Below are 26,574 nucleotides of genomic sequence, written 5' to 3' on the forward strand. Positions count from 1 at the left end.
CCCGACGGCGCACCCGGACCCGAGGGACCGGCAGGACCCGCAGGCGCCGACGGCGCACCCGGACCCGCAGGACCTGAAGGACCCGCAGGACCCGCAGGCGCCGACGGCGCACCCGGACCCGAGGGACCGGCAGGACCCGCAGGCGCCGACGGCGCACCCGGACCCGCAGGACCTGAAGGACCCGCAGGACCCGCAGGACCCGAGGGACCGGCAGGACCCGCAGGCGCCGACGGCGTGGCTGGCCCGCCTGGACCGGAAGGACCCGCAGGACCCGCAGGACCCGAGGGACCGGCAGGACCCGCAGGCGCCGACGGCGCACCCGGACCTGAAGGACCGGAAGGACCCGAGGGACCGGAAGGACCCGAGGGACCGGAAGGACCTGAAGGACCTGAAGGACCCGCTGGGCCCGCAGGACCTGAAGGACCGGCAGGACCCGCAGGACCTGAAGGACCCGCAGGGCCCCCAGGACCCCAAGGCCCAGTCGGACCCCAGGGCCCGATCGGACCTCAGGGTCCGGCCGGAGGGGCAGTGGTCAACAGGGGCACGGTTGTCGGGTACCCGGTCGTCAGTACCCCGGTGGTCAGCGTCCCGGTCTACTGGGTCCGCCCGAGGGGCTGCACGACAGCGGCCGTGCGAGTCTGCTGAGGTTTTCCAGGGCCCTCGTGAAAAGGGGCCTCATGGAAACAGATCGCCTGACGTGTCCCGGCCCGGCGGTTCACTTCGAAAGTCCGTAGGACCGGAGAAGTGAAACCTGGAAACGGCCGCGCGGGCCAGGTGGCCGTCAACTGAAACACGGAGAGGTGCGGGGCATTTTGCCCCGCACCTCTCCGCTTATCCGAAACATTCGCTTAACGCCCTCCACCCGAAACCCTTCACCGGAGGATCTCGTGCCCACTCGGACCGTCCTCCACGTTCGTCGGCCCGGCGAACCGGCGGAATCAGGCAGCCGGACGCACCCCTCCCGTCCACGACGGTCACGCAACATGCCCCCTGGACAACAGGCAGTTTTCCTACATGATTAGTTGGGTATCGGTTCCGGCTACGAGTTCAGGAGTTCACCGTGGCACTCATCCAGCCTGATCCCACCTTCTACCCGTCGGCCCGCGAGGCCATGACGGCCCCGAAGGAGGAGCTCGCCTACGTCGCGCTGCTCGCCACGACCGGTGACGACCGGCCTGACGGGCTCGCCACGATCGACCTGTCGAACGGCTCGATCGCCGACGTGCACGACATGTCCGTCCCCGGCGACGAACTCCACCACTTCGGCTGGAACGTATGCAGCGCGGCCCTGTGCCCGTACGCGCCGCATCCGCACGTGGAGAGGCGCTACCTGGTCCTTCCCGGCCTGAGGTCCAGCAGGATCTACATCTTCGACGTCAAGGACGATCCCTGGTCCCCCAAGCTCGTCAAGACGATCGAGCCGGAGACGATCTTCGAGAAGACCGGCTACAGCCGCCCGCACACCGTCCACTGCGGCACCGACGCCATCTACGTCAGCGCGCTCGGCAACGTGGACGGCGACGCGCCCGGCGGTGTGTTCACACTCGACCACGAGACCTTCGAGCCGAAGGGCCGCTGGGAGGCCGACCGGGGTTCGCAGCGGCTGCACTACGACTTCTGGTGGCACCTCGGGCACGACACGATGATCACCAGCGAGTGGGGGACGCCCAACCAGATCGAGCCGGGCCCCTCGCTCGAGCTTCTGGTCGGACGGCAGTATGGCCACAAGCTGCACGTCTGGGACCTGGTCAGGCGCAGGCACCTCCAGGAGATCGACCTGGGCGACCGGCACCAGATGGCCCTGGAGCTCCGGCCCGCCCACGACCCCACCAAGACCTACGGCTTCGTCAACAGCGTGATCGACGTCGAGGACCTGTCGGCCAACATCTTCACCTGGTACCTGGAGGACGGCGTCTGGAAGGCCCGCAAGACGATCACGATCCCGGCCGAGCCCGCCGACCCCGACCTGCTGCCCGAGCCGCTCAAGCAGTTCGGCGCGGTGCCACCGCTGGTCAGCGACATCTCGCTCACCCTCGACGACCGGATCCTGCTCGTCTCCGCCTGGGGCACCGGCGAACTCAAGGCGTACGACGTCTCCAACCCCTTCGCCCCGCGCGAGACCGGCTCGGTCCGGATCGGCGGGATCGCCAGACGTGACGGCCACCCCGCCGCTCCGGGCCGGGCGTTGAACGGGGGGCCGCAGATGGTCGAGGCGAGCAGGGACGGACGGCGGGTCTATTTCACCAACTCGCTCTACCGCTCCTGGGACGACGTCTTCTACCCCGACGGCATCTCCGGCTGGATGGTGAAGGCGGACATCGCCGACGACGGTTCGATCGCCCTCGATCCGGGCTTCTTCGTCGACTTCGCCTCCGACGGCCGCCGCGCGCACCAGGTCCGCCTGCAGGGCGGCGACTCCTCCTCCGACTCCTACTGCTTCCCATGACCCTGGCCCTGGCCCTGCCTCTGACCCCGATCCCGGCCGCGGGCCCACCGGACCCCGCCACCTTCCCACTCCCCGCGAGGCGTGCCCGATGGATCTGACGTCCCTGCTCATCCTGGCCGGGCTCGGTGCCTTCCACGGCCTGAACCCGGCCATGGGCTGGCTCTTCGCGGTCGCGCTCGGGCTGCAGGAGCGCTCACGCGACGGGGTGCTGCGCGCGCTGCCGCCCATCGTGCTCGGCCACGCGGGCTCGGTGCTGATCACCCTCGGCCTGGTGTCGGCGGCCCGGCTCGCCGCCCCGCCCAAAGTGGTCTCGTACGGCGTGGCGGCCGTGGTGTGCGGGTTCGGTCTGTGGCGGCTGCTGAGGCGGCGCCATCCCCGCTGGGTCGGCATGAAGGTGACGAAGTGGCAGCTGGCCGGGTGGTCGTTCCTGATGGCCACCGCTCACGGGGCCGGGCTGATGGTGCTCCCGGTCGCCTTGAACGACGGACACGGCGCACACGGCGCACACGGCGCACACAGTGGGCACGGCGGCCACGAAGGGTACGAGGCCGCCGCGCTGGCCTCGCAGAGCCTGCTGACGACCGGGGTGCACACGCTGGCCATGCTGGTCACGACCACCGTGCTGGCCCTGGTCGTCTACGAGCGGCTGGGCGTGGCGGTGCTGCGCAGGGCGTGGTTCAACCTCGATCTCGCCTGGGCCGTCGCCCTCATCGGGGCGGGCGCCTTCGCGGCGCTCACCTGATGCCGCCCATCGCGCGAACCGAACGGCACGCGAACCGGGTGCCGTCCACCACGCGAACCGACCGCCACGCGAACCGGGTGCCGCTCCTCGCGCGAACCGGCCGCCGCACGAGCCGAGCACACGAACCAGGCCAGGCACACGAACCAAACGCGCGACCCGAACGCCGGGCGAACCGCACGAAGCGGCTGAACCGGGTGAACCACCCGGCGGCGGCGTACGTTTCAGGATCATGCGCCGACTGTTACCCGCCCTGCTGGCCGTCGCCGCCCTCTCGGCGTGTGCCATGACCGAGTCCAGCGCGATCACCGCGAAGGGGGTGAAACGGGAGGTCCCGCAGGACCCACCGGTCGCGGAGACCGTACGCGGCCTGACCTCCTTCGGGCACGCCCTGTTCGCCGCGACCGCGAGGCCCGGGGCCAACACCGTCCTGTCTCCCCTGAGCATCGGCTACGCCTTCGGCCTGGCGAGGGCGGGAGCCGCCGGAGACACCGCCACCGAGCTCGACGCGGTCTTCGGCTTCCCCTCCGAAGGGCCGCACACCTCGCTCAACGCGCTCACCCGGCGGATCGTCACGACCGACGACCCGCCCCCCCTCCCCGACCCGGGCGCGGAACGGGACGCCCAGGAGGGCGCGTCCGAGCCGCCGGTCGTGGGCATCGCCAACGAGGTGTTCACCCAGGAGGGGCTGAGCGTCAAGCCCGGGTTCCTGCGCACGCTCGCGGCGCAGTACGGCACGGGCGTGCGCCAGGTGGACTTCGCCGGGAACGCCACGGAGGTCATCAACGCCTGGGCCGAGGAGCGGACCGCCGGGCGTGTCAAGAAGGTGTTCGACAACCTGCCAGCGAGGACCAAGCTGGTCATCGCCAACGCCGTCTACCTCAAGGCCGACTGGGCGACACCGTTCACCGACCCGCCGGAGGAGGGCGCCACCTTCACCCGCGCGGACGGCACGACGACCCGCACGGCCCTGATGCGCCGCGACGGCTTCCTCCCGTACGCGGAGGGGTCCGGCTGGCAGGCCGTGGAGCTCCGCTACGCCGGAGACGAGCTGGCCATGTGGGTCCTCGTGCCGCGAGCGGGCGGCTCCCCCGGCGACCTGCTCTCCCCCGCCGTGCTGGCGCAGGTGGCGACCGGGCTCGGGGATCGGCGGCCGGTGCGGCTCGCCATGCCCCGGTGGGACTTCTCCGCGAGCCTGGACCTGACGGAATCGCTCGCGAAACTGGGGCTGCGGGGGAACGACTACTCGGGGATCACCGACGGAGCCTCGCTCGACCAGGCGATCCACCGCGCCAACATCACCGTGGACGAGTGGGGTACCGAGGCCGCCGCCGTCACCGGCCTCGCGTTCGCCGTGTCGGCCCCGCCCCCGCCGGAGGCAGAGGTCCGCGCCGACCACCCGTTCGCCTTCGCGATCGTCCATCGGCCGACGATGACCCCGCTGTTCATCGGCCAGGTCGGCGACCCGTCCGCGAGCGACTGAACCGGGCTGAACCGGACCGAACCGGCCAGCCCGGCGGGAGACGACCGCGAAGACCAGGACTCCCGGCGGGCTCAGCCGGAGACGGCGAGCAGGCCGTTGTCCACCACGGCCCGGCCGAAGGCGCGCGCGAGCTCGGCCAGGCGGGCCAGCTCGTCGTCGGAGAGCGCGGCGTACGCGGGCAGCGCCAGCTCGTCGGTGCGGTCCTCGATCCGCTGTCTGAGGGCCGCGCCCTCCTCGGTGAGCCCGTCGCCGCCCAGCAGGCCGCGTCCGCGCAGCCTCTCCTCGGCCGCGGCCCACTCCTCCTCGGGCCAGTCGCGGCTGAGCTTGAGGAACACCGTGGGGACGTGCCCGGTCGCGGCGTGCAGGACCAGCGCGTCCAGCGGGCCGACGCCCTCGGTCAGCAGGGCCGCGACGTGCCCGTCACCCCGGAACTCCCGAAGCAGCGTCTGGGCGTGCCAGAGCCGCAGGAGCGGCTCCGAGGGCCAGGGCAGCGCGGCGTGCGCGGCGAACAGCGGACGCCCCTGGGGATGCTCGCAGGCCCGCTCCGCGGCGCGAGCGGCGAGCTCCGTCGTCTCGTCGAGGGTGTCGATCTCGTGGATCCCGGCCCGGCGCAGGGCCGCCCCGGCTGCTTCGAGACGGGCCGCGAGCAGCTTCTCCGGGGTCGTGACCTGCCACGCGGCGGGAATCGCGCGCCGTACGAGGGCGGGGTGGAAGTTGTAGAAGGTCGCGATGACCAGTTCGGCGGAGGCGGCGCCGAAGGCCGCGGAGCGGGAGGCGAAGTAGCCCGCGCGGCTGTCGAGGCCGAGCGCGGCGTAGCGTTCGGTGGCCTCGGGCACGAAGTAGATCATCCCGTGGACGGGCTCCAGGCGGCGCCAGGATTGACGGGCCAGCTGGACGTCGGTCATCACGCCTCCAGGGAGTCAACGAACGGCCGGCGGCCGGGGCTCCGGCCTCGCGTCACGCGAAGCCGATGCCCCCACCGAACCGACCGGTTGGTATCTGGAAACCTATTCCTACCCGCAAGTAGCCGTCAACGACGACACCTGACCGGGTGTCGCGGTGACGGGACGGCCGGACGTCGCCGGACGTCGCCGGAGCGTACGGGAGGGTGACCCGGCGGAGGCGAGGTCCGGGGTTGCGGCTGACACGGTGTCAGCCCGTATACCTGAAAGCACCATGTTCAGTATCGGAGAGTTCTCCCAGCTCGGCCAGGTGTCGGTGCGCATGTTGCGGCACTACGACGCGATCGGCCTGCTCCGGCCCGCCCATGTCGACCCGGGCAGCGGGCACCGCTTCTACCGGGCCGACCAGCTGTCGCGGCTCAACCGCGTCATCGCCCTGAAGGACCTCGGCCTCACCCTGCGCCAGATCGGTTCGATCCTGGACGAGCGGGTCGACGCCACGGAGCTGTTCGGGATGCTGCGGCTGCGCCGCGCCGAGCTGGAGGAACGGATCGCGGCGGACACGGCCCGGCTCGTCCGAGTGGAAGTACGACTCACGACGATCGCCAAGGAAGGTCACATGCACCCCGAAGAGGTTCTCCTCAAGCCGATCCCCTCGACGCGCGTGGCGGAGCTCAGCGCCGTCGCGGCCAGCTACGAGGGTGAGGACATCAGTCCCGTCATCCAGCCGCTCTTCGCCGACCTGTGCCGGCGCGTCGACGCCGCCGGGGTGAAGGTCACCGGATACGGCATCGCCCGCTACGAGCCCGAGGCCGACGGCCGGGTGACCGTGCACGCCGGGCTGGAGGTCGCCGCGGAGACGGACGGCGACCACGACTTCGCGGTCGTGGACCTGCCGGAGATCGAGCAGGCCGCCACGATCATCCACCGCGGCTCGATGGAGCGGGTCGGGCCGACGTTCCAGACGCTGGCCCACTGGATCGACGAGCACGGCTACCGCGGTGTCGGGCTGGCGAGGGAGGTCTCCATCGACTGTCCCGAGGGCGACTACGACAACTGGGTGACCGAACTGCAGATGACGGTCATCCGGGCATGACGACCACACGAACACGGTCACCGCGAACAGCGCGGACAGCGGTCACGCGTCCGTGGTGACCACCAGGTCACCGAGGCGGCGGACGTTCTGCTGGAGTCTGCGCCTGAGCATGCGTTCGAGGATGGGAGCGCGCAGCCGCAGCAGGCCGGGGAGCCTGAGCCGGAACCACATGGTCACCTGGCACCGGCCGTCGTCCAGGGGCACGACCGACCTGCCGCCCTCGACGTCGATCCCCGACGTCCCCTGCCACAGGAACTCCCTCCCGGGCACCACCGAGGTCACCAGACCGCTGATGTAGAAGCCGCGTCCGGCGAAGCGCATGGTCTCGTCGGTGGTGGTGCCCGGGACGACGAGGCCAGGCGGGTCGGGCGCCATCGTGGTCACGCCCGCGCGCCACCGGGGATCCTGGCCGAAGTCGGCGACGATCCGCCAGATCTCGGCCGCGGGACGGTCTATGTCGATCGACACCCTCAGATCGATCACAGTCCGTACACGATCCCCGTCATCCGCCCGGACCCCGCCCACAGGCGGGCCTGGCGGGCGGCGTCGTGCGCGGCGAGGACCTGGGCGGCCTCCAGGCCGAGGCCGGTGCCGGCACCGGTGACCGGCACGCCCCGCCCCGACCGGCCGGGGACGCCGCCCTTGGTCCAGTGATTACCGGCCATCGACTCGCTCTTTCCCGTTAAGCGAAATTAGTCGGCAAACCATACCCAATCTGCATTTGTCATGAATGTTAACCAAAAGGGGTTTTTAGGGTCGGCCTGGCGACCGGACGCGCGCTCCCCGCACCGGCCGTGCGCGGTGACCCGCGATCACGGCCGGTCAGAGCCGGTGATCCAGGATCACTGCGAGCCGGAGTCGCCGGACTCGGGTACGCGGATGGTGATGCCGCCGGGCACGACCTTGGCCTTGAGCTCGGTGACGGTGCCCTTGGCGCCGCCGTCCAGCTCGTAGGTCATCGGGGTGGCGAACGTGGCGGTCACCTTGCGCGCCCGGGACATCCGGACGAACGGCGACTCGTCGGACCGCCCCACGCTCATCCGGCCGAGCACGCGGGCCCACTGGATCGGCCCCGTCGCGGTGGTCACGCCGATCTCCAGCCATCCGTCGTCCGGACGCGCGTCGTCGAACGCCTCGATGCCGCCGGTGATGGTGCCGACGTTGCCGAGCAGCAGGCAGCTCGCCTCGCCCTCGAACCACGTCACATCGTCGATCTTGACCTCCATCCGCACGAGCTCCCCCCGGACGTGGCGCAGGCCCGTCCAGACGTACGCCACGCGCCCCAGGCGGTCCTTCAGCCCCCGGTCGGCGTCCTCGATCATCGCCGCGTCGAACCCGACCCCGGCCATTACGGCGAAGTGCTCCCCGTTGACCTTCCCGAGGTCCAGTTTCCGGCTCTCGCCGTGGAAGGCGATGTGCACGGCCTTGGGCAGGTCCTCGGGGATGCCCAGGTTCTGCGCGAAGAGGTTGGCCGTCCCCGCGGGGAGGATGCCGACCGTGACGCCGGAGCCCGCGAGCGTGTCCACGCAGCGCTGCACCATGCCGTCGCCGCCCCACACCAGGACCAGGTCGGCCCCTTCCTTCAGCGCCTTCTTCGCCTTCTTCGGCGCCTTCTTGCTCTTGGGCACCTCGTACCAGAGCAGCTCGCCGACACCCTCGTCGGCGAGGAGCCTGCGCAGCTCGTCGAGTCCACCGCCGAACGTCTTCTTCTGGTGGGCGATCACCGCGACCGTGCCGACCTTCTGCTTCCGGGGCAGCATCTGACCTCCTGTAACACCACGTCGGATACGTCGAACAGCACCGCGTCGGATACGTCGACGGCTGCCCCCACCCCGGAGCCGCAAACGTCGTCCCCTCACCCGGGGAACGGACATCCGCCGCCGCCCGCGCCCAGCTCGTGCCCTGTTTCCTCCGTTTGCCGAGCCCTTATCCAGTTCGGCCAATTGGTGATGATCAGATCCCAGGAGTCACTATCGTCACACCCATGGAGCAACTGGCGTTCGCCTCGACCACCCTGGTCAACTTCAAGGACGGGACCTACCGCTGGGTGGATGTGAAGCACTTCCGTCTCGCCACCCCGCAGGACGACGAACCGCTGCTCACCGCGCTGCTCTCCCACCAGCTGTACCGGGACGACTATCTGGGCGCCGATTCCTGGAAGGACGGCGGGCCGGTGCACGGCCCCTACCGTCTCGACGCGCTCTCCGCCGCCTCGTTCGAGGAGATCGGCCAGGAGGCCGCCTGCGCCACGATCCGCACCTGGGCCGGCAGGTACGCCGACCTCCCCGAGACGATCGCCCACGACCTGGAGGCCGAGGTCTACCCGCTGATCCGCGCGGCCACCTCCCGCTACCGCCTCCGCGACCTCGACGAGGCGGCCCGCGACGACGACCTGGGCTGGATCCTCGGCGAGTTCCACGAACTCGTCCTGATCGACCGGAACGAGGACTCCCTGACCGTCATCGTCGCCTCCGACGACTGACCCGGCCCCGCCCGGCCGTCCTTTCCCGTACCGTTCCCGCTCACCACTCCGCCTCGCCCTGCATCGCAGGCCGTCGCCTGGCCGGATCGCTCCGGACGGCGGTCCTGTCCCCGTGAGACGCGAGAACACGGCCGACCAGCTGAATTCGCGATCAAGGAAACTCTTGAACGCCTCCGAAGCAGCCCAGCCGGCGAAGCAGCCCCCTGAGCGAAGCGAAGCGGGGGGCGTGGGGGCGGAGCCCCCACCCCGGGGGGCCGGAGGGTCGTCCCTCCGTGTGAACGACGAAGGGGCCCGCCGGGAGCAGGCTTTCTGCCTGCGAACAGCGGACCCCAGTCACCGAAGTGGAGCTATGGGGATTCGAACCCCAGACCTCCTCCATGCCATGGAGGCGCGCTACCAGCTGCGCCATAGCCCCTTGCGATGCAGATGAAATCCTAACCGACTCAGGACAGTCCTCGCGCCCTCATTCCGGTCACGAGCGCGACGGCCGCGGAGCCCACCGCGCTCGCGGTGATGATGCCGAAGGAGATCACGTACGCGTCGCGGGAGGGGACGGAGGTGCCGGCGATGGTGATGGAGGTGAGGAGTGCCGAGGTCGCGGCGCCGGAGACGCTGCCGCCGATGGAGCGGACCAGGGAGTTGATGCCGCTGGCGATGCCGCTCTGGTCCATGGGCACGTGCTGCACGGCGAGCGCCCCCAGCGCGGCGTAGCCGACGCCGAATCCCAGCCCCTGCACGGCGTTGGAGCCGATCAGGTGGAGCACCGAGTCGTTGAAGAAGGTGAACCAGCCGAATCCGGCCGCGCACAGGGCCGCGCCGAGGGCGAGGGAGTAGGCGGGGCCGAGCCGGGTGGAGAGGCGGCCCGCCATGAAGGAGGCGAGCAGCATGGTCACGGTGCTGGGCAGGGCGTAGATGCCGACGTCGAGGACCGACCCGCCGAAGCCGTACCCGGCGGACGGAGGCGTCTGGACGAAGCTGGAGATCAGGGTGAAGAAGCCGAACATGGCGAAGCCCAGGAGCAGCGAGGCCAGGTTGGCGGGCAGGGACCGGGGCCCGACGAGCAGGTGCAGCCGGATCATCGGCGCCCGGAGCCGCATCTGGCTGACGACCCACACGGCGCAGAACAGGGCCGCGCCCGCGAACAGCCCGACGACGGTTCCCGAGCCCCAGCCCCAGTCGTTGCCCTTGGAGATCGCCAGCAGCAGGCAGACGAGCCAGACCGACAGCAGCGCCGCGCCGACGAGGTCGGGGCGGCCGCCGGTGCCGGGCCCGGCGTCGCGGGCGCTGAGCGCGATGAGGACGACCGCGGCCGCCCCGAGTCCCGCGGTGATCCAGAAGACGGGGTGGTGGCTGGGGGTACGGTCGGCGATCAGGCCGGTGACGATCATGCCGAGGCTGCCGCCGACGCCCATGGTGGCGCTGACCACCCCGATGGCCGTCATCACCCTGGCGGGCGGGAACCCGTCCTTGATCATGCCGATGGCCAGCGGGATCAGCGCGGCCGACGCCCCCTGCAGGGCCCGTCCGGCGATCAGCACGGAGAGGGTGTCGGACAGGGCGCAGACGACCGAGCCCAGGACGAGCAGGCCGACGGTGAACAGGATCATCCGCTTCTTGCCGTACATGTCGCCGAGGCGCGACAGCAGCGGCGTGGCCACCGCGGCGGCGAGCAGCGAGGCGGTGAAGACCCAGGTGACCTCGGCCACCGACGCGCCGAAGGTGGCCATCAGCCGGGGAAGCAGCGGGATGACCACGGTCTGCTGGACGGACACGACCATCCCGGCCATGGAGAGCGCCACCAGGGTGAGCCAGAGATGCCTGCCCTGCCGCGTGGTACCCGGTTCGGCAAGGGTCGTTCCCGTCACTGCCCGCTCCTCCGCTGTTCTCGCTGTCTCCGCTGTCGACTTCCGCCCTCGCATGGTAGAGGGTGGCGGTAAACAACCGTTTACCGGGTCGTGTCACATCGGAGCCCCGTGATACGTCTATCCCCCTATGGCCGTTGAGCGTTTCGAAGAGCACCGCGACCTGCTCACCGGGGTCGCCTACCGGATCCTGGGCAGCGTGACCGACGCCGAGGACGTCGTCCAGGAGGCGTGGCTGCGCTGGTCGGGGGTGGACGTCTCCCGGGTGGAGGACGACCGGGCGTACCTGGTCAAGGTCGTGACGCGGCTCGCCGTCGACCGGCTGCGGCGGGTGAAGGCCCGGCGGGAGGCCTACGTCGGGTCGTGGCTGCCGGAGCTGATCGTCACCCCGGACGTGGCCGAGCACGCCGAGCTGGCCGACTCGGTCGAGCTGGCGCTGCTCGTGGTGCTGGAGACCCTCTCCCCGCTGGAACGCGCGGTGTTCGTGCTGCGGGAGGCGTTCGGCATGCCGTACGCGGAGATCGGCGAGATGATCGAACGCAGCGAGGCGGCGACCCGGCAGCTCGCCCGGCGCGGCAGGGAGCACGTCCAGGAGGGCAGGCCGAGGTTCGAGGTGGACCGGGGCGTGCGGCGCAGGCTCACCGAGCGGTTCGCCGAGGCGGCCGTGGGCGGCGACCTGGGGGCGCTGACCGCGATGCTCGCCGAGGACGCGTCGCTGGTCAGCGACGGCGGCGGCAAGGCGAAGGCCCCTCTGCGGATCATCACGGGCGCGCGCAGGGTGGCGCGTTTCCTGTCCTCGATCGCGTCCGGTGACCGCCCGCGGACCTTCATGGAGAGCATCGGCGCCGAACCGGTCTCCGGCTTCGGCGTGGAGATCGCGGAGGTGAACGGCGGGCCGGCCGTGCTGGTGACCGCGGAGGGGCGGCCGGTCAGCGTGTTCTCCCTGGTCGTCGAGGACGGCCTGATCAGGACCATCTTCCTGGTGACGAACCCGGAGAAGCTCTCCCATCTCTGACGTCCCGACTCTCTGTGTCCCGACTCTCTGTGTCCCGGCTCTCTGTGTCCCGGCTCTCTGTGTCCCGGCTCTCTGTGTCCCGGCTCTCCGATGTCCCGATAGAGGCCACGAAGACGTCCCGGTGGATGTCACGAACGGCGTCCTTCGATGCGTCGTACGGGCATGACACGAGAGACGCAACAGATCAGCGGCGGCGACATCACCATCGTCGGCGGTGGGCTCGGCGGCCTCACCGCCGCCATCGCCTGCGCCGAGGGCGGCGCACGGGTCACCCTCCACGAGGCGCACCGGGAGCTGGGCGGCCGGGCCAGAAGCACCGCCGCACCGTACGTCGCCAACGAGGGCACCCACGTCTTCTACTCCGACGGCGAGCCATGGCGCTGGCTGGAGGCCAGGGGGCTCGTCCGGCCGTACACCGGGCTCACCCCGGGCATCCTCGCCAGGAGCAGGTTCCGCCACGGCGGCCGGCTGTCGGGCATGCCGCCCTGGTCGCTGCTGAAGGCGCTCGCCAGGCGGCGGCTGCGGGCACCGGTGGACGAGGACTTCGGGACCTGGGCCACCCGCCGTTTCGGCGAGGAGGGCATGCGGGCCCTCGCCGGGCTGGTCGGCGTGATCACCTACGACGCGGACCCCGGGCGGCTGTCGGCGGCGTTCGTCTGGGAGCGCGCGCTGCGGGCGGCGGCGCCGAAGTATCCGGCGCCGCGCTACGTCACCGGCGGCTGGGGGCGGGTGATCGACCGGATGGCCGTCCACGCGCGCGGCCTGGGCGTGCGGATCGAGACCGGCTCGCGGGTGGACCGCCTGCCCGAGAACGCCCCCGTGATCGTGGCGACCTCGCTGGACGCCGCCAGGACACTGCTCGGCGACGAGTCGCTGCGCGGGGAGAGCGGGAAGGCCGTCCTGCTCGACCTCGGCCTCCGCGCGAGCGCCGACGACCTCTTCGTCGTCTCCGACCTGGACGAGGGGGGCTTCCTGGAGCGGTACAGCCTGCCGGACCCCTCCCTCGCCCCGGACGGGCACAGCCTCTGCCAGCTGCAGATGCCGGTCAGACCGGGTGAGACGAGGGCGGAGGCGATCTCCCGGGCGGAGCGGGTGGCCGATCTCGGGCTCCCCGGCTGGCGGGAGCGGACGACCTGGCGGCGGGAGGCCACGTGCAACGGCCGCACCGGCGCCCTGGACCTGCCGGGGGCCACCTGGCGGGATCGGCCCGCGATCGACCGGGGGGACGGCGTCTGGCTGATCGGTGACGCGGTGGCGGCCCCCGGCCTGCTCAGCGAGGTCTCCTCGCACAGCGCCCTGATCGCGGCGGAGGCCGCCCTGCGGGCCGTCTCAGGGACGGGCCGCTCTCAGAGACGTGCCGACTCAGGAGCGGGTCCCGTCCCAGGAGCGGGACGCTCTCAGGAACGGGCCCGTCCCAGGAGCGGGTCCCGTCCCAGGAGCGGGACGGCTCTCAGGGGCGCGACGCTCGAAGCCGCGCCTGACCGGGTGACCCGCTGACCTGCCGGCTCCCGGGGCCGCACCGGGCCCCGGGAAAGGCGGGCACCCCTGGCGTACGGGGATGCCCGCCCCCGGAAACGGTGCCGCCCCGGCGCCCGCGAGCTCGGACCGGGAACGGCGAGCACAGCGGCCCGATGCCCCGCGCCCTACGAAGCGGCGGCGTACGGGCCGGTGGTGGTGCGCATGGTCAGCTCGGAACCGTCGGCGGACAGCTCCAGGGTCACGGCGATCGCGCCGAGCTCGGCGGTGCTCGACAGGTGTGTCCCCCCGCACGGGATGGAGACCTCGGCCTCGGGCAGGGCGCAGTGCCAGGTGCGCCGGGCGGTCAGCTCCGGGCCCGGGGTGTCGATCCTGACGGCGGCGTCGGCCGCGATCCACGCCGTGAGCCGGTCGCCGACCAGGCGGGCGATCCGCGGGAGTTCCTCGGCCAGCCCCTCGGTGCCGAAACCCTTGCGGCGCAACGACTTGCCCAGCCGGTAGACGTCCTGGCTGCCGCCGGGAAGGATCCGCGAGGAGGCGATGGCGGCCTGGTCGAAGTCGGGGTGGCCCAGCCCGTCGGCGGGCGCCTCCTTGCGCCACCGTCCGGCCAGCGCCGCGTTGAGCGCGAGGGCGGCGAGGTGGCAGGCGGTGTGCCCCGCCGAGAGAGCGCGGCGGCCTTCGGCGTCGACCACCAGCTCGACCTCACCCCTGAACCCGGCGCCACCGAGCCCGGCGGTATCGGACCCGACGGCATCGGCTCCGGCACCGAACCCGGCGCCACCGGGCCCGGCAGCCGTGAACCCGGCATCCGTGAGCCCGCCGTCCGCGACGGGTTCGGCGGTGACGTGGACGACCAGCCAGTGCCAGCCGGGGGTGCCCCGGCGCACCGGGATGTCCGCGCCGAGACGGACGGTCTCCTCGCCCTCGGCCACGGCCCCGGTCACGCAGTCGGTCACCGCGACCCCGCCGATGGTCCCGGTGTCGGCGGGCTGGTCGGGCCAGGTGTGGTCCAGCGGGTGGAAGGGTGTCTCGGCCACGACGGTCCCGTACCCGTCCCCGACCGGCACGGTGGCGACGACGGCCGAACGCCCCCTGACCGCCCCGCCCGGATAGGTGACCCGCGTCGAACCCGTGATCGGCATCGCCCCATTATGCCGGTACGGCTCGCGCCGCCCCCGTGGGGACACGAGCCGTACCGGTCACGCCTGGTCAGCGCGCGAGGACCCGCTCGTCCTCCAGGTAGCCCGGCCGGCCCGCGTACCAGCCCGCCACGAGCTGGACGGCGACCACCGCGAACAGCAGCAGGAACGGCAGCGTCCAGCCACCGGTCGACTCGTGCAGGACGCCGACGACCAGGGGCCCGGCACCCGCGATGAGGTATCCGGTGCTCTGCCCGAACGCCGACAGCGCGGCCGTCGCCTCGGGGGTGCGGGTACGCATGGCGAGCATGGTCAGCGCGAGCGGGAACGACCCCATGCCGACGCCGACCAGGCTGGCGAAGACCCAGGCCAGGGCGGAGGGCGCGAGCCAGAGACCGAGGAAGCCCGCGGTGTAGAAGAAGACGAAGGCGGCCACCACGGGCCTCTGGTCGGAGAACCGCGACGCGATCGCGGGCACGACGAGCGAGACCGGGATGCCGATCGCGGTGAAGACGCCCAGCACCAGGCCCGCCTGCGAGGTGGTGTAGCCCCCGTCGGTGAGGATCTTCGGCAGGAAGCCGAACATGATGTAGGCGACCATGCTCTGGGTGCCGAAGTAGGCGGCGACCGCCCAGGCCATCCTGCTGCGGAGCAGGGCGCGGGCACCAGTTCCCCCGCTCGCTCCGTGCCGCTCCGGCTCACTGCGCGAGAGCGCAAGCCACGGAATGGCGGCGACGGCGGCGAACGCCCCCCACACCCCGAGGGCAACGTGCCAGTTGCCGTCGGTGGCCCGCTGGATGGGCACGGTCGCGGCGGCCGCGAGCATCGTGCCCACCGCGAGGGCGGTGGTGTAGACGGTGGTCATGGTCCCGGCCCGGCCGGGGAAGTGACGCTTGATCAGGCTGGGGATGAGCACGTTGCCCACCGCGCCGCCCGACAGCGCCAGGGCGCTGCTGTAGAGGAAGACCTCGGCCGAGCCCACCATCGATCGGATGAGCAGGCCCGCGCCGAGGACGATGAGGGCGAGGAGCAGCAGGCGGTGCTCTCCGACCTTCCTGGACAGCGCGGGGGTCACCGCGCCGACCGAGGCGAAGATGAGCACGGGGAGCGTTGTGAGCAGCCCGGCTCCGACGGCGGTCATGCCGAGACCGGAGGTGATCTGGTCGAGAACCGGCCCGACGCTCGTGACGGCGGTGCGCAGGTTCAGCGCCGCGAGAACGATTCCCAGCACGAGCAACCAGGCGAGAGAGCCTGTCGTTCCACCGGTGCGGCCCCTGGTCTGATGGGTGAGCACGCTCATGCTGGTTCCAGTCCTCCTCAGTGATTTCATCCAATCGTAGGATGATTGGCTGACCCCGACTCTAACAGGAGCGAAACCTCGATTTGTTCCTGACCGCCCGTGACCGGCCGAGACAGGCGCGAATCACTGACAACATGAAAGCCGGGCCACGTCCCTGTTTACAGAACGTGACCCGGCTCTCTCACGCACCGGCGCGACTCCCCGGCCTGCGGTGCCCGAAATCCCGGACGGTCCGGGCACCGGACATCGGGGCGACACCGGGCGCGCCTACGTCGGGCACGCGGCCCGGAAGCGACCGGCGCCGGACGCGTACCCCGGCCGGGAATCCGCCGCCCGGTCAGGCGGCGGGGGCTCGGGTACGCGACTCCGGCGGGCGGGCGTCAGATGCGCGGCCCCGGGGCGGGCGGCGGCTCCTCGCCGAGCCCGCGACCGGGCGGGGGCAGCGGCGTGCCACCGGGCGGGGGAAGCGACGGGTCCGGCGGATAGGACTGGCCCCCCGTGCGCGGAGGCGGCGAGGGCACAGCCTCGTCGAACCCGTGACCGCCTCCCGTGCCGGTGCCGTGATGCTCGCCCGGCCTCTGGTCACCGGTGCCAGCGGTGCCGGCGTCGCCACGCTCGTGCGGGCCGGGCACGTCGCCGCGCCACGCGCCGGTCTCGTCGCCGCGCGACTCGATGAAGGTCTTGAAACGCTCCATGTCACCGCGGACGCGCAGGCGGACGATCTGCAGCCAGTCACCGACGGTCTCGACGAACCCCTCGGGGTCGTACTCCATCTGCAACGTGACCCGGGTGCTGTCGGGGCCGAGGTGGTGGAAGGTCACCACGCCCGCCTGGTGCGGCCGCTCGACCGACTTCCAGGCCACCCGCTCGTCGGGATGCTGCTCGGTGATCTCCGCCTCGAACTCCCGGCGGACCCCCGCGATCTCGACGACCCACGCCGTACGCGTGTCGCTCAACTGCTTGATCGACTCGACGCCTTCCATGAACTCGGGAAAGCTCTCGAACTGGGTCCACTGGTTGTACGCGGTCCGGATCGGAACGTTGACGTCGACGGACTGTTCAATCGAGCTCATGACCGTGCCTCCCTGTGTGGTTTGGTCGGTTCGGGAGGCACACATGCCCTGTGGGGTGCGGGCCTAACTAGCGGCGCCGCAAAAGCCAGTAAAGCCCCAGGACAGGGAGCACAAGTGGGATAAACAGGTATCCGCTTCCGTAACCCGACCAAACCGTGGCACGCGGGAAGGCCTCGGGGTCGGCCATGCTGAGCGTGCCCACGACGAGCACCCCGGCCAGTTCGACACCGCAGGCGACCAGTGCCAGGGTCCTGTTCCCCCTGGCCAGCGCCACGGTCAGCACGACGTAGACGGCCGCGGCGAACGCCGACAGCGAGTAGGCCAGCGGGGCCTCCTGGAACCGGGTGGCGATCTGCACGGCGGCGCGGGCCCCCGCCGCGAGGGCGAACACCCCGTAGACCGCCACCAGCGCGCGTCCGGGCCCGGTACCGATCGCCGGCTCGCTCACGGCAGTCCCTGCCAGAGCTGGAGCATCCGCCCGACCATCCCGGGAATCGCGAAGCCCGCCACCGCGATCACCGCGGGCCCCCAGCGCGAGCGCTCGCCGTACCCCCAGAACGCCGCCGCCGGCGGGATCACCAGGCTGCCCGCCAGGTAGCCGATGAGCGTGGCCGTCTCCGCGGGCCCCTCGCCCCGCACCAGCGCGGCGATCACGAACCCGGCCTGGACGAGCAGGCCGAGCTCCAGCACCCCGAGCGCGACGAGGAGCGTTCTTCCCATCGCCCTGTTCCTCGCCGTGGTGACGAGGCTGAAGATCCCGATCACCAGCGACAGCAGGATCAGGCCGGTCGCGAGCGGGCCGATCATCGAGACCCCGGGACATCGAGAAGCATGGGCAGCAGGGTACTGCCCGGCCCCCTCGCCCCTCGCGTCGCGCCACGTACTCTGGGGCCGTGGAGAGGATCCTGGTCAGTGCCTGCCTGATGGGGCGGAAGGTCCGTTACGACGGGGCCGCCAAGACCAGCGGCGACGCGCTGCTGGCCGCGTGGCGGCGGGAGGGGCGGCTCGTCCCGTTCTGTCCCGAGGTCGAGGGCGGCCTGCCCGTCCCGCGCCCGGCCGCGGAGATCGAGGGCGGAGCCGGGGGCGAGGCGGTGCTCGCCGGGACGGCCCGGGTGCTGACCGCCGGGGGCGCCGACGTCACGGAGTCCTTCCTCGCCGGCGCGCGGGCGGCGCTCGCCGCCGCGCGGGCCCACGGCGTGCGGGTGGCGATCCTGAAGGAGGGCAGCCCCTCCTGCGGCAGCCTCACCGTCTACGACGGCGCCTTCGGCGGCCGGCGGGTGCCCGGCAACGGGGTCACCACCGCCCTGCTGGAACGGCACGGCGTCGCGGTCTTCGGCGAGGAGCGCGTCGCCGAGGCGGCCGCGCGACTACGCGAACTCGGCGACCGGCCCACCGGCCCGCGCGAGGAAGACCGTCACGGCGTCGGTGACCAGTTCCCCGGCCCGCGCGAGGAAGACCGTCACGACCTCGGCGACCGGCCCACCCGCCCGTACTACGACCACCCCCACAGCCTCGGCGACCGCCACCCCGGTCCGCCCGGAGAACACCCCGACGACCTCACCCCTCCCGGAGAGCGGCCCTGACTCCCGGAGACCCGTCCCGGCTCCCGCGGACCTGCTCCAGTACTCAGTACTCCCACAGGTCGGTGCGGCTCTCCCCCCCGATGCAGAAGACCGCCGAACCGTGCTCTCCCTGGACGAGGTCGACCCGGATCCAGCCGGTGGCCGAGGCGACCTTGGCCTCGTAGCCCGCGTTGGGAGCGGCGGCGATCAGGCGGCACACGCCGTTCTCGATGGCGAACGAGACCGAACCGCCCTTGACGTTCACCACGCGCAGGTTCTCGGTGGAGATCGACCGTGTTCTGGTGGCCGTCGCCTTGGGCGCGGCGGACGACGAGGGCGCGGGGGCGGCGTGGGTCGCGGCAGGCTTGGACGTGGACCGGGAGGGGGACGCCGACGGCCCGGAACGGGAGAGCCCGGTCTCCCGCGTGCGTGACGGCGTCGCGGCGGTCCTCGACGGGGAATGCTCCGGTCGCGGCCTGGCGGTGTCCCGCGCGGGCGGGGTGAGGCGGGGCGCCGAGGTCCGGCCGGGCGCGGTGGAGGAGGCGTCCGGCGTGCCGACGGCCTGCGGCCCGGTGGGCGCTCCCAGCGGGAGCGCCGAGTCTCCCGTACGGCCGATGGCGGCGTTGAGCGGTTCGATGCTCGCGTCCTCGAAGACCTCGCTGCGGAGCACGTCGCGGACGCCGAACCAGGCGACCGAGATCGCCAGGACGGTGGCCCCGCACCACACCGCTATGAACCCCAGCGTCTGCCGCATGTCGTGAATTATTACGCCATATGTCTCATTGTTCACTACCGTTACATGGCATGGCGACGGTTCTGGTGGTCGAAGACGACGAGTACGTACGATCCGCGATCATCCAGGAACTCAGCAGGCGCCAGCACGCCGTGCGCAGCGCGGGGCGCGCCCTCGACGCGCTGAGGGAGATCACCCAGAACCCCCCGGACGCGGTGGTCCTCGACCTCGGGCTGCCCGACCTGGACGGGGCGGAGGCGCTCAAGATGGTCCGCAGCGTCTCCAGCGTGCCGGTCATCGTGGCCACGGCGAGGGACAACGAGGCGGAGATCGTCCGCCTGCTCCAGGCGGGGGCCGACGACTACCTGGTCAAACCGTTCTCCGGCGACCACCTGAACGCCCGCCTGGACGCCGTGCTGCGCCGGGCGCGGAGCGCGACCCCGCCCGCGGTCCTGTGCGTCGGCACGCTGTCGGTCGACCTCAACCGGCGCGAGGCCGGGCTGGACGGCGCCCCGCTCACCCTCACCAGGCGCGAGTTCGACCTTCTCGCCTACCTCGCCGCCCGCGCCGACCGGGTGGTCTCCCGCAAGGAACTGCTCACCGAGGTGTGGCAGCAGTCCTACGGGGACGACCAGACGATCGACGTCCACCTGTCCTGGCTGCGGCGCAAGCTCGGCGAGAGCGCCTCCTCCCCCCGCTACCTGCACACCGTACGCGGCGTGGGGGTCATGCTGATCACGCCGCCGTGAGGCGGACCCTCGCCCTGCTCACCGTCGCGGGAACCTCGATGGTCGCCCTGGCCTTCCTGATACCGCTCGGGCTCATCGTCAGGGAGATCGCCCACGGCCGGGCCATGGCCGAGGCGGAGCGGCAGGCGTCGGCGCTCGTCCCGGTGCTGGCCATCACCGTCGATCCGGACCGGCTGACCCACGCGCTGCTCAGTACGGGAGCGCGGGACCGGATCGCGGTCCACCTGCCCGGCGGCGGCTCGGCCGGTACCGTCAGGGCCCCCGCCGAGACCGTGGCCGCGGCCTCCCGGCTCACCCGGGCCATCACCACGGAGATGGACACCGGCTACCTCCTGCTGCGCCCCGTCGCCCTGGACGGCGGCAGGACCGTGGTCATCGAGATCTTCATCCCGCCGGCGGACCTCACCCGGGGCGTCGCCTCGTCGTGGGCGGTGCTGAGCGGGGTGGCGGCGGCGCTCGTCGCCGGGTCGCTGCTGGTCGGCGACCGGCTGGGGGTTCGCGTGGTGCGCTCGGCCCGGCGGCTGGGCCGGGCGGCGAGCGCCCTGGGCGCCGGGGACCTCAGCGTCCGCATCGAGCCCGAGGGCCCGCCCGAGCTGGTCGCGGCCGGTGAGGCGTTCAACAGCATGGCCGACCGCGTGATCCAGCTGCTCGCCGCCGAACGGGAGATGGCCGCCGACCTGTCGCACCGCCTGCGCACCCCCCTCACCGCGCTCCGGCTCAGCCTGGACCACCTGGGACCCGAGGCCGAGCAGAGCAGGAGCGCGCTGGGCCGCCTGGAGGCCGAGGTGGACCAGATCATCGCGGCGGCCAGACAGCCCTCCCGCGCTCCGGAACTCGTCCACTGCGACGCCGCCGAGGTGCTGCGCGAACGGCTGACCTTCTGGTCCGCGCTGGCCGAGGACCAGCGGCGCCCGTGGGAGCTGATCGGCGCCTCGGCGCCCGCGCGGGTACCGGTCGCGGCCGCCGAGCTCAGCGCCGTGCTGGACGCCCTGCTCGGCAACGTCTTCCGGCACACCCCCGAGGGCACGGCGTTCACGGTGACCCTGCACCAGGGCGCGGGCACCGTCGGCATGCTGATCGCCGACGCCGGTCCCGGCATCCCCGACCCCGAGGCGGCGCTGCGGCGCGGGGCCAGCGGCGCGGGATCGACCGGGCTCGGCCTGGACATCGCCCGCAGGCTCGCCGAGTCCTCGGGCGGCACGCTGCGCATCGACGCCTCCTCCCTCGGCGGCGCCAGGGTCCAGCTCTGGTTCCGCACCGACCGGCACGACCGGCCCCCGCGTACCGCCCGGCGCCTGGTCGGCGACCGCTGGCCGCGCAGGAACGCGACACACTGAGAGACCCGCCCCCGGCCGCCGGGAAGCGCGCCGTCCGCCGGTACGGGGTGCCGCCGGGGAGGGTTGGTTAGGTCACCCGTAAACCCGCCTTAAGTAAGGCTAAAACGCGCTGCCTCACCGTTCCGGCTGACCGATCATGAAGAGGAGCGCGGACGTCACCCGCGTCCGTGGTTCCCGGCCCGCCCCACCGTGCCGGCCCCGCATCCAGACGGAGGAGGCGCGGCCGGCGCGGCAAGGGCGAGCCGGGAACCCGCCTCTTCGGCCCCGCCGAGAGCGGGAAGCCGCCTCTCCGGCCGCCCGGCGGCGGGAGCCCGTTCCTCCACCCCGCCCGCACAACGGGAACCCGTTTCTCCGACCTCGCCCGGACAACGGGAACCCGCCTCTTTGGCCCCGTCGCTCGAACAACGGGAACCCGTTTCTCCGACCTCGCCCGATAATTCGTGACATGCGCGCGAGCCGTCTCATCTCCCTGCTGATGCTCCTGCAGACCCGGGGCAGGATGACCGCCCGGGAGCTGGCCGCCGAACTCGAGGTCTCGGTCCGGACCATCTACCGCGACGTGGACTCGCTCCACTCGGCCGGCGTGCCGCTGTACGGCGACGCGGGCCCCTCCGGCGGCTACCGGCTGCTCGACGGTTACCGCACCCGGCTCACCGGGCTGACCGCGGGCGAGGCGGAGTCGCTGTTCCTGGCGGGGATGCCGGGCCCCGCCGCGGAGCTCGGGCTGGGCTCGGTGGTGACGGCCGCGGGGCTAAAGCTGATGGCGGCGCTCCCGGTCGAGCTCAGGGACAGGGCCGGGCGGATCCGCGAACGCTTCCACCTCGACGCGCCCGACTGGTACCACGGCGCCGACGAGACCCCGCACCTGGCCGCGGTGGCCGACGCCGTCTGGAACGAACGCCGTCTGGAGATCCGCTACCACCGCTGGAAGGTCCCCCAGGACGTGGTCCGCACGCTGGAGCCGTACGGGCTGGTCCTCAAGGCGGGCCGCTGGTATCTCGTCGCGCGCGGCGGCGAGCACGTGCGGACCTACCGGGTCTCGCAGATCCTGGAACCGCCCGCGCTCCGGGAGCCGTTCGAGCGGCCCGCCGGTTTCGATCTCGCCACCCACTGGAACGGCGCCCTGGAGGAGTTCGAGACACGGCTCCTGGGAGGCGAGGCCGTCATCCGGCTCTCGCCGTTCGGCATGAAGCGGCTGCCGGACATGGTCCTCCCGGCCGTCCTGCGCGCCGCCGAGGCCACCGCGGAACCCCCGGACCACGAGGGCTGGACCCGGGTCACGGTCCCGGTCGAGTCCCCGCGGCACGCGCTGGCGGAGTTCCTGCGCTTCGGCGCGGACCTGGAGGTCGTCGCCCCGGCGGAGCTGCGCGACCTCGTGGCGGAGACCGCGCGGGCGGTGTCCGGAATCTACGACCGGACCGGAACCGGATGACCTCCGGCCCCTCCCGCGCCCCGGAAACGACCGCAGCCGCTCCCCGGCCCCGGAAACGCCGAGATCCCGCCCGATCGAGACGATCGGACGGGATCTCGGCGACGTCCTGCGGGCCCGCCCGTGCGGCGGCCCGACGTGGAGCTATGGGGATTCGAACCCCAGACCTCCTCCATGCCATGGAGGCGCGCTACCAGCTGCGCCATAGCCCCTGGTCACCGCTTCGAGTGCTCTCGTCGCGGCGCTCGGGAAGCATATAAGGACACCCGCGTGTTCACCTAATCGACGACCACACGGCCCGCGCCCGCCACCGGGGCGCAAGCCGCGCCGCTCGAAGGTCACTCCCGGGCGGCCTCGGGGCCGTCATCGGTGGCCTCGGGGCTGTCGTCACTGCTGACCGGCTCGGGGAGGGTCCCGGCGTTGTGCTCCAGCAGGCGCCAGCCCTTGCGCGCCTCCTCCAGCACCGACCACGAGCAGTTTCCGAGCCCGCCCAGGGCGGGCCAGAGCTCCTGCGGCAGGTTCATGAGCCTGGCGATGCCGAGCCGGATCGCCGCCCCGTGCGAGGCGACGACCAGCAGGCCGTCGGAGTCCATCTCTCCCGCCCAACGGCGCACGGCCGAGGAGACCCGGTCGGCGACGTCACCGACCGCCTCACCGCCCGGGGCCTCCCAGACGGTGAACTCCCGGGGCCACCTCTCGGAGATCTCCTCCCGGGTGAGCCCCTCCCACTGACCGCCGCCGCGCTCGCGCAGGTCCTTGTCGACGGCGACGTCCAGGCCGGTGACGCGGCCCAGTGCCGAGGCGGTGTCGAAGGCCCGCTGGAGATCGGAGGAAACGATCATGGTGGGACGGAGCGCGGCGAGCAGCGAGGCCGCGCGGGCGGCCTGCGCGATCCCGGTCTCGTCGAGGGGGATGTCGCTGTGACCCTGGAAGCGGTGCTCGACGTTCCACAGCGTCTGGCCATGCCTGAGGCAGACGACGCGACGACTCACTCAGCTACCGCCCCGCGGGCGCGCTGGGCGGCGACCTGGGTCACGCTGTCGGGCAGCGCGATGGAGGGGCAGTCCTTCCACAGGCGCTCCAGCGCGTAGAAGGTACGGTCCTCCTCGTGCTGGACGTGCACGACGATGTCGATGTAGTCCAGCAGGACCCAGCGGCCCTCGCGCTCGCCCTCGCGGCGGACGGGCTTGGCGTCGGCCTCGATCCGCAGCCGGTCCTCGATCTCGTCGACGATGGCGCGGACCTGGCGGTCGTTGGTGGCGGAGCAGAGCACGAACGCGTCGGTGATGACGAGCTGGTCGCTCACGTCGTAGGCAAGGATGTCATCGGCCAGTTTGTCGGCCGCCGCCTCGGCGGCGAGCCTGACGAGCTGGACGGATCTGTCGGTTGCTGTCACGGTGTGGGTCAGTCCTCCTGCTAGTCGGCGCTGTCACCTATCAGGGTGCCCGATTCGGCGCTCGTTGAAGAGCCGCCTTTTGAACAACGCCCATCGTGTGCCACCCGATTCCGCGCCGCAAACGAATCGGCGGCCTGATCAGGGGCGTCTTCCGCGGCCGGGACCGCGCTTGTGGATCTCGGGTGGGACGGGCACCGGCCGGGCCGCTCGACGATCATGCCGGTTGAGCTGCGGATACTCGTCCCACGCAAACTTCCCAAATCATAGCGAATTTCATCGGAACACGTTCTAGCCTGCGGTATTCCACCAGATCATCGCGATTCACAGGATTTTTCACCATCCATCGCTCCGGCCCTGTCCCACGCCGTCCCACGCCGTCCCTCGGCGCCCTCACACCGGGCCGGGACCCGCCGCGGCCGGTCGTCCCCCCAGGCGCCGGGGCGAACGAGACGTGGCGTCTGCCCCGTTCAGGGCCGCGCGTGACCGTACAGGCCACGCTTGTTGATGTACTGGACGATGCCGTCGGGGACGAGGTACCAGATGGGCTCTCCCGAGGCCACCCGCTGGCGGCACTCCGACGACGAGATGGCCAGCGCCGGGATCTCCACCAGGCTCACCTTGCCGTCGGGCAGGCCGGGGTCGCGCAGGACGTGGCCGGGCCTGGTGGCGCCCACGAAGTGCGCGATGGTGAACAGTTCGTCCACGTCGCGCCAGCTCAGGATCTGGGCGAGGGCGTCGGCCCCGGTGATGAAGTAGAGATCCACGTCGGGCCCCCAGGCGGCGGAGATCTCCCTGAGCGTGTCGATGGTGAAGGTCGGCCCCGGACGGTCGATGTCGACGCGGCTCACCGAGAAGCGGGGGTTGGAGGCTGTCGCGATGACCGTCATGAGATAGCGGTCCTCGGCGGCGGAGACGATCTTGTCGGCCTTCTGCCACGGCTTTCCCGTCGGCACGAAGACCACCTCGTCGAGATCGAAGTGATGGGCGACCTCGCTGGCCGCGACCAGGTGACCATGGTGGATCGGGTCGAAGGTCCCACCCATGACTCCCAGACGTCGCTTTCCCCGGCCGGTAGGCACGTTCATCATGAAACGGACCATACGTGCAAGCCGTACACAGCTTTTAACCACCCCCCGCGCGTGGCAGGCAGACCCGACGTAGCATGCCGAACATGACCACCACCCCGGATCGCCATCGCGTGCAGCTTCCCGGCATCAGCTCGCGCGCCTACGAACATCCTGCCGATCGGTCCGCGCTGGTCGCCCTCCGGTCGCTCAGCGGGTTCGACACGGTGCTCAAGCAGATGTCCGGCCTGGTCAGCGAGCGCCGCCTGCGCCTGATCTACCTCGCCTCGGCCGTGCGGACCAGCGACACCCAGTTCCGCGCCCTGCACGACATGGGCCGCGACGCGGCCTACACGCTCGACCTCCACCGCATTCCCGAGGTCTACGTGCAGCAGAGCCCGCTGGCGCAGGCGAAGGCGATCGGCTTCGACGACCCGTTCATCGTCGTCACGACCGGCCTCCTCGACCTGATGGACGAGGAGGAGCAGCGCTTCGTCATCGGCCACGAGACCGCCCACATCCTGTCGGGCCACGCCGTCTACCGAACCATGCTCGACATCCTGACCCGGCTGGCCACCCGCGTGGCCTGGATCCCGCTCGGCTACATCGGCCTGCGCGCGATCGTGGCCGGCCTGGAGGAGTGGCACCGCAAGTCCGAGCTCTCCGCCGACCGTGGCGGCCTGCTCTGCGGCCAGGACTCCGACGCGGCGCTGCGCGCCCTGATGAAGCTCGCCGGCGGCTCGCGCCTGCACGAGATGAACATCGAGGCCTTCCTCGACCAGGCACGGGAGTACGACACGGCGGGCGACGTCCGCGACGGCCTGCTCAAGGTCCTCAACCTGCTGGGCACCACCCACCCGTTCGCCGTCTCCCGCGTCGCCGAGCTCGACAAGTGGCGCCGCAGCGGCGAGTACGACACGATCATCGCCGGCGAGTACCCCCGCCGCGCCGACGACGCCAACGCGAAGATCTCCGAGGAGATCAAGGCCGCCGCCCGCTCCTACCGCGACTCCTGGTCACAGTCCCAGGACCCGTTCATCGGCGTCCTGCGCGACGTGGCCGAAGGCGCCGTCAACGCCGGGGAGCGCATCTTCAACCGCTTCTCCCGCCGCGATGGAAATTAACGGAGAGTTCTACCAATAGGGGCCCGGGTGGCTGCTCCCGGGCCCTTTTCTCATTCTGGTCGCCCGTCAGCTCGCCTCTGTGTCGTCATCGCGTCCCACGAGAATTGTCGAGTCTCGTAAGAACGACGAAACGCGGTCACACCACCGGCGCCCCGGCCTCCCGCGCC

The 26,574-nt window shown here is 71.7% G+C and carries 26 protein-coding genes, 2 tRNA genes and 1 pseudogene; 12 read left to right on the top strand and 17 right to left on the bottom strand.

Annotated features, from left to right (window positions below; translation table 11 throughout):
* Nucleotides 1-319, bottom strand: a 319-nt coding sequence (locus ACFFRH_RS30525; RefSeq protein ID WP_386161100.1) for a hypothetical protein, incomplete at its 3' end; no start/stop codon positions are given.
* Between the two features lie 741 nt (nucleotides 320-1,060).
* Between ACFFRH_RS30525 and ACFFRH_RS30530 the strand changes: the two genes are divergently transcribed.
* From ACFFRH_RS30530 to ACFFRH_RS30540, 3 genes are all read left to right on the top strand, one after another.
* A complete protein-coding gene (locus ACFFRH_RS30530; protein WP_344746356.1) occupies nucleotides 1,061-2,446 on the top strand; it encodes a selenium-binding protein SBP56-related protein in 1,386 nt (461 codons plus the stop codon).
* Between the two features lie 88 nt (nucleotides 2,447-2,534).
* The gene (locus ACFFRH_RS30535; RefSeq protein WP_344746355.1) at nucleotides 2,535-3,188 is read left to right on the top strand and encodes a hypothetical protein; all 654 of its coding nucleotides are present in this window, start codon (nucleotides 2,535-2,537) and stop codon (nucleotides 3,186-3,188) included.
* A 229-nt stretch (nucleotides 3,189-3,417) separates the two neighbouring features.
* Nucleotides 3,418-4,668, top strand: coding sequence for a serpin family protein (locus tag ACFFRH_RS30540; protein ID WP_344746354.1), 1,251 nt, complete (start codon nucleotides 3,418-3,420; stop codon nucleotides 4,666-4,668).
* A gap of 71 nt (nucleotides 4,669-4,739) precedes the next feature.
* On the opposite strand, the gene ACFFRH_RS30545 is transcribed toward ACFFRH_RS30540, so the two are convergent.
* Nucleotides 4,740-5,573 (bottom strand): SCO6745 family protein, encoded by an 834-nt coding sequence (locus ACFFRH_RS30545; RefSeq protein WP_344746353.1) that lies wholly within the window; start codon nucleotides 5,571-5,573, stop codon nucleotides 4,740-4,742.
* Between the two features lie 271 nt (nucleotides 5,574-5,844).
* Here ACFFRH_RS30545 and ACFFRH_RS30550 point away from each other — a divergent pair, with 271 nt between their 5' ends.
* Nucleotides 5,845-6,666, top strand: a complete 822-nt coding sequence (locus ACFFRH_RS30550) for a MerR family transcriptional regulator (RefSeq protein WP_344746352.1) — start codon at nucleotides 5,845-5,847, stop codon at nucleotides 6,664-6,666.
* Between the two features lie 42 nt (nucleotides 6,667-6,708).
* On the opposite strand, the gene ACFFRH_RS30555 is transcribed toward ACFFRH_RS30550, so the two are convergent.
* The 3 genes from ACFFRH_RS30555 to ACFFRH_RS30565 all read right to left on the bottom strand — a co-directional run bounded on the left by ACFFRH_RS30555 (nucleotide 6,709) and on the right by ACFFRH_RS30565 (nucleotide 8,426).
* A complete protein-coding gene (locus ACFFRH_RS30555) occupies nucleotides 6,709-7,149 on the bottom strand; it encodes an SRPBCC family protein (RefSeq protein ID WP_386161101.1) in 441 nt (146 codons plus the stop codon).
* Nucleotides 7,146-7,331 carry a hypothetical protein gene (locus ACFFRH_RS30560; RefSeq protein WP_344746350.1) on the bottom strand — a complete coding sequence of 62 codons (186 nt, stop codon included), beginning with the start codon at nucleotides 7,329-7,331 and terminating at the stop codon, nucleotides 7,146-7,148. The genes ACFFRH_RS30555 and ACFFRH_RS30560 overlap by 4 nt, the downstream gene beginning before the upstream one ends.
* 177 nt (nucleotides 7,332-7,508) lie before the next feature.
* Nucleotides 7,509-8,426 carry a diacylglycerol/lipid kinase family protein gene (locus tag ACFFRH_RS30565; RefSeq protein WP_344746349.1) on the bottom strand — a complete coding sequence of 306 codons (918 nt, stop codon included), beginning with the start codon at nucleotides 8,424-8,426 and terminating at the stop codon, nucleotides 7,509-7,511.
* 224 nt (nucleotides 8,427-8,650) lie between these two features.
* On the opposite strand from ACFFRH_RS30565, the gene ACFFRH_RS30570 reads away from it, so the two are divergent.
* Nucleotides 8,651-9,148 carry a hypothetical protein gene (locus tag ACFFRH_RS30570; RefSeq protein ID WP_386161102.1) on the top strand — a complete coding sequence of 166 codons (498 nt, stop codon included), beginning with the start codon at nucleotides 8,651-8,653 and terminating at the stop codon, nucleotides 9,146-9,148.
* A 342-nt stretch (nucleotides 9,149-9,490) separates the two neighbouring features.
* Here ACFFRH_RS30570 and ACFFRH_RS30575 read toward each other — a convergent pair.
* Both ACFFRH_RS30575 and ACFFRH_RS30580 read right to left on the bottom strand, forming a co-directional pair.
* Nucleotides 9,491-9,563, bottom strand: a tRNA-Ala gene (locus tag ACFFRH_RS30575).
* 28 nt (nucleotides 9,564-9,591) lie between these two features.
* On the bottom strand, nucleotides 9,592-11,013 hold the full coding sequence (locus ACFFRH_RS30580; protein WP_344746347.1) for an MFS transporter: 1,422 nt from the start codon (nucleotides 11,011-11,013) through the stop codon (nucleotides 9,592-9,594).
* 127 nt (nucleotides 11,014-11,140) lie between these two features.
* Here ACFFRH_RS30580 and sigJ point away from each other — a divergent pair, with 127 nt between their 5' ends.
* Together sigJ and ACFFRH_RS30590 are read left to right on the top strand one after the other, a co-directional pair.
* On the top strand, nucleotides 11,141-12,025 hold the full coding sequence (gene sigJ / locus ACFFRH_RS30585) for an RNA polymerase sigma factor SigJ (protein WP_344746346.1): 885 nt from the start codon (nucleotides 11,141-11,143) through the stop codon (nucleotides 12,023-12,025).
* A gap of 162 nt (nucleotides 12,026-12,187) precedes the next feature.
* On the top strand, nucleotides 12,188-13,522 hold the full coding sequence (locus ACFFRH_RS30590) for an NAD(P)-binding protein (protein ID WP_386161103.1): 1,335 nt from the start codon (nucleotides 12,188-12,190) through the stop codon (nucleotides 13,520-13,522).
* A gap of 146 nt (nucleotides 13,523-13,668) precedes the next feature.
* Here the strand turns inward: ACFFRH_RS30590 and ACFFRH_RS30595 are convergent, their stop codons facing one another.
* The 5 genes from ACFFRH_RS30595 to ACFFRH_RS30615 all read right to left on the bottom strand — a co-directional run bounded on the left by ACFFRH_RS30595 (nucleotide 13,669) and on the right by ACFFRH_RS30615 (nucleotide 17,820).
* Entirely contained in the window at nucleotides 13,669-14,643 is a 975-nt protein-coding gene (locus ACFFRH_RS30595; protein ID WP_344746345.1) for a metal-dependent hydrolase, read from the bottom strand.
* Nucleotides 14,644-14,710: 67 nt separating this feature from the next.
* Entirely contained in the window at nucleotides 14,711-15,940 is a 1,230-nt protein-coding gene (locus ACFFRH_RS30600; protein WP_386161104.1) for a CynX/NimT family MFS transporter, read from the bottom strand.
* A 380-nt stretch (nucleotides 15,941-16,320) separates the two neighbouring features.
* Nucleotides 16,321-17,013: an SRPBCC family protein gene (locus tag ACFFRH_RS30605; RefSeq protein ID WP_344746344.1), complete on the bottom strand. Its 693-nt coding sequence runs from the start codon at nucleotides 17,011-17,013 to the stop codon at nucleotides 16,321-16,323.
* A 67-nt stretch (nucleotides 17,014-17,080) separates the two neighbouring features.
* Complete coding sequence (locus ACFFRH_RS30610) at nucleotides 17,081-17,461, bottom strand: hypothetical protein (RefSeq protein ID WP_344746343.1); 381 nt, start codon at nucleotides 17,459-17,461, stop codon at nucleotides 17,081-17,083.
* On the bottom strand, nucleotides 17,458-17,820 hold the full coding sequence (locus ACFFRH_RS30615; protein ID WP_344746342.1) for a hypothetical protein: 363 nt from the start codon (nucleotides 17,818-17,820) through the stop codon (nucleotides 17,458-17,460). Before ACFFRH_RS30615 ends, ACFFRH_RS30610 begins: the two co-directional genes overlap by 4 nt.
* An 86-nt stretch (nucleotides 17,821-17,906) precedes the next feature.
* On the opposite strand from ACFFRH_RS30615, the pseudogene ACFFRH_RS30620 reads away from it, so the two are divergent.
* A pseudogene (locus ACFFRH_RS30620) lies at nucleotides 17,907-18,392 on the top strand (2-thiouracil desulfurase family protein); the annotation flags it as partial.
* 247 nt (nucleotides 18,393-18,639) lie between these two features.
* Here ACFFRH_RS30620 and ACFFRH_RS30625 read toward each other — a convergent pair.
* A complete protein-coding gene (locus ACFFRH_RS30625) occupies nucleotides 18,640-19,329 on the bottom strand; it encodes a hypothetical protein (RefSeq protein ID WP_344746341.1) in 690 nt (229 codons plus the stop codon).
* 50 nt (nucleotides 19,330-19,379) lie between these two features.
* On the opposite strand from ACFFRH_RS30625, the gene ACFFRH_RS30630 reads away from it, so the two are divergent.
* The 3 genes from ACFFRH_RS30630 (at nucleotide 19,380) to ACFFRH_RS30640 (ending at nucleotide 22,826) form a co-directional block, all read left to right on the top strand.
* Complete coding sequence (locus ACFFRH_RS30630) at nucleotides 19,380-20,057, top strand: response regulator transcription factor (RefSeq protein ID WP_386161105.1); 678 nt, start codon at nucleotides 19,380-19,382, stop codon at nucleotides 20,055-20,057.
* Entirely contained in the window at nucleotides 20,054-21,394 is a 1,341-nt protein-coding gene (locus ACFFRH_RS30635; protein WP_386161106.1) for an ATP-binding protein, read from the top strand. Before ACFFRH_RS30630 ends, ACFFRH_RS30635 begins: the two co-directional genes overlap by 4 nt.
* Nucleotides 21,395-21,839: 445 nt before the next feature.
* Nucleotides 21,840-22,826: a helix-turn-helix transcriptional regulator gene (locus tag ACFFRH_RS30640; protein WP_386161107.1), complete on the top strand. Its 987-nt coding sequence runs from the start codon at nucleotides 21,840-21,842 to the stop codon at nucleotides 22,824-22,826.
* A gap of 136 nt (nucleotides 22,827-22,962) precedes the next feature.
* Here ACFFRH_RS30640 and ACFFRH_RS30645 read toward each other — a convergent pair.
* From ACFFRH_RS30645 to nadD, 4 genes are all read right to left on the bottom strand, one after another.
* A tRNA-Ala gene (locus ACFFRH_RS30645) sits at nucleotides 22,963-23,035 on the bottom strand.
* 126 nt (nucleotides 23,036-23,161) lie between these two features.
* Nucleotides 23,162-23,815: a histidine phosphatase family protein gene (locus ACFFRH_RS30650; protein WP_386161108.1), complete on the bottom strand. Its 654-nt coding sequence runs from the start codon at nucleotides 23,813-23,815 to the stop codon at nucleotides 23,162-23,164.
* Nucleotides 23,812-24,219 (bottom strand): ribosome silencing factor, encoded by a 408-nt coding sequence (gene rsfS, locus ACFFRH_RS30655; protein WP_350973855.1) that lies wholly within the window; start codon nucleotides 24,217-24,219, stop codon nucleotides 23,812-23,814. The genes ACFFRH_RS30650 and rsfS overlap by 4 nt, the downstream gene beginning before the upstream one ends.
* 467 nt (nucleotides 24,220-24,686) lie before the next feature.
* Complete coding sequence (gene nadD / locus ACFFRH_RS30660) at nucleotides 24,687-25,307, bottom strand: nicotinate-nucleotide adenylyltransferase (RefSeq protein WP_344742615.1); 621 nt, start codon at nucleotides 25,305-25,307, stop codon at nucleotides 24,687-24,689.
* A gap of 74 nt (nucleotides 25,308-25,381) precedes the next feature.
* Here nadD and ACFFRH_RS30665 point away from each other — a divergent pair, with 74 nt between their 5' ends.
* Nucleotides 25,382-26,407, top strand: coding sequence for a M48 family metallopeptidase (locus ACFFRH_RS30665; RefSeq protein WP_386161109.1), 1,026 nt, complete (start codon nucleotides 25,382-25,384; stop codon nucleotides 26,405-26,407).
* Nucleotides 26,408-26,574: the final 167 nt, after the last annotated feature.

It is taken from the genome of Streptosporangium vulgare (assembly GCF_042428775.1).
Lineage (GTDB): Bacteria > Actinomycetota > Actinomycetes > Streptosporangiales > Streptosporangiaceae > Streptosporangium > Streptosporangium vulgare.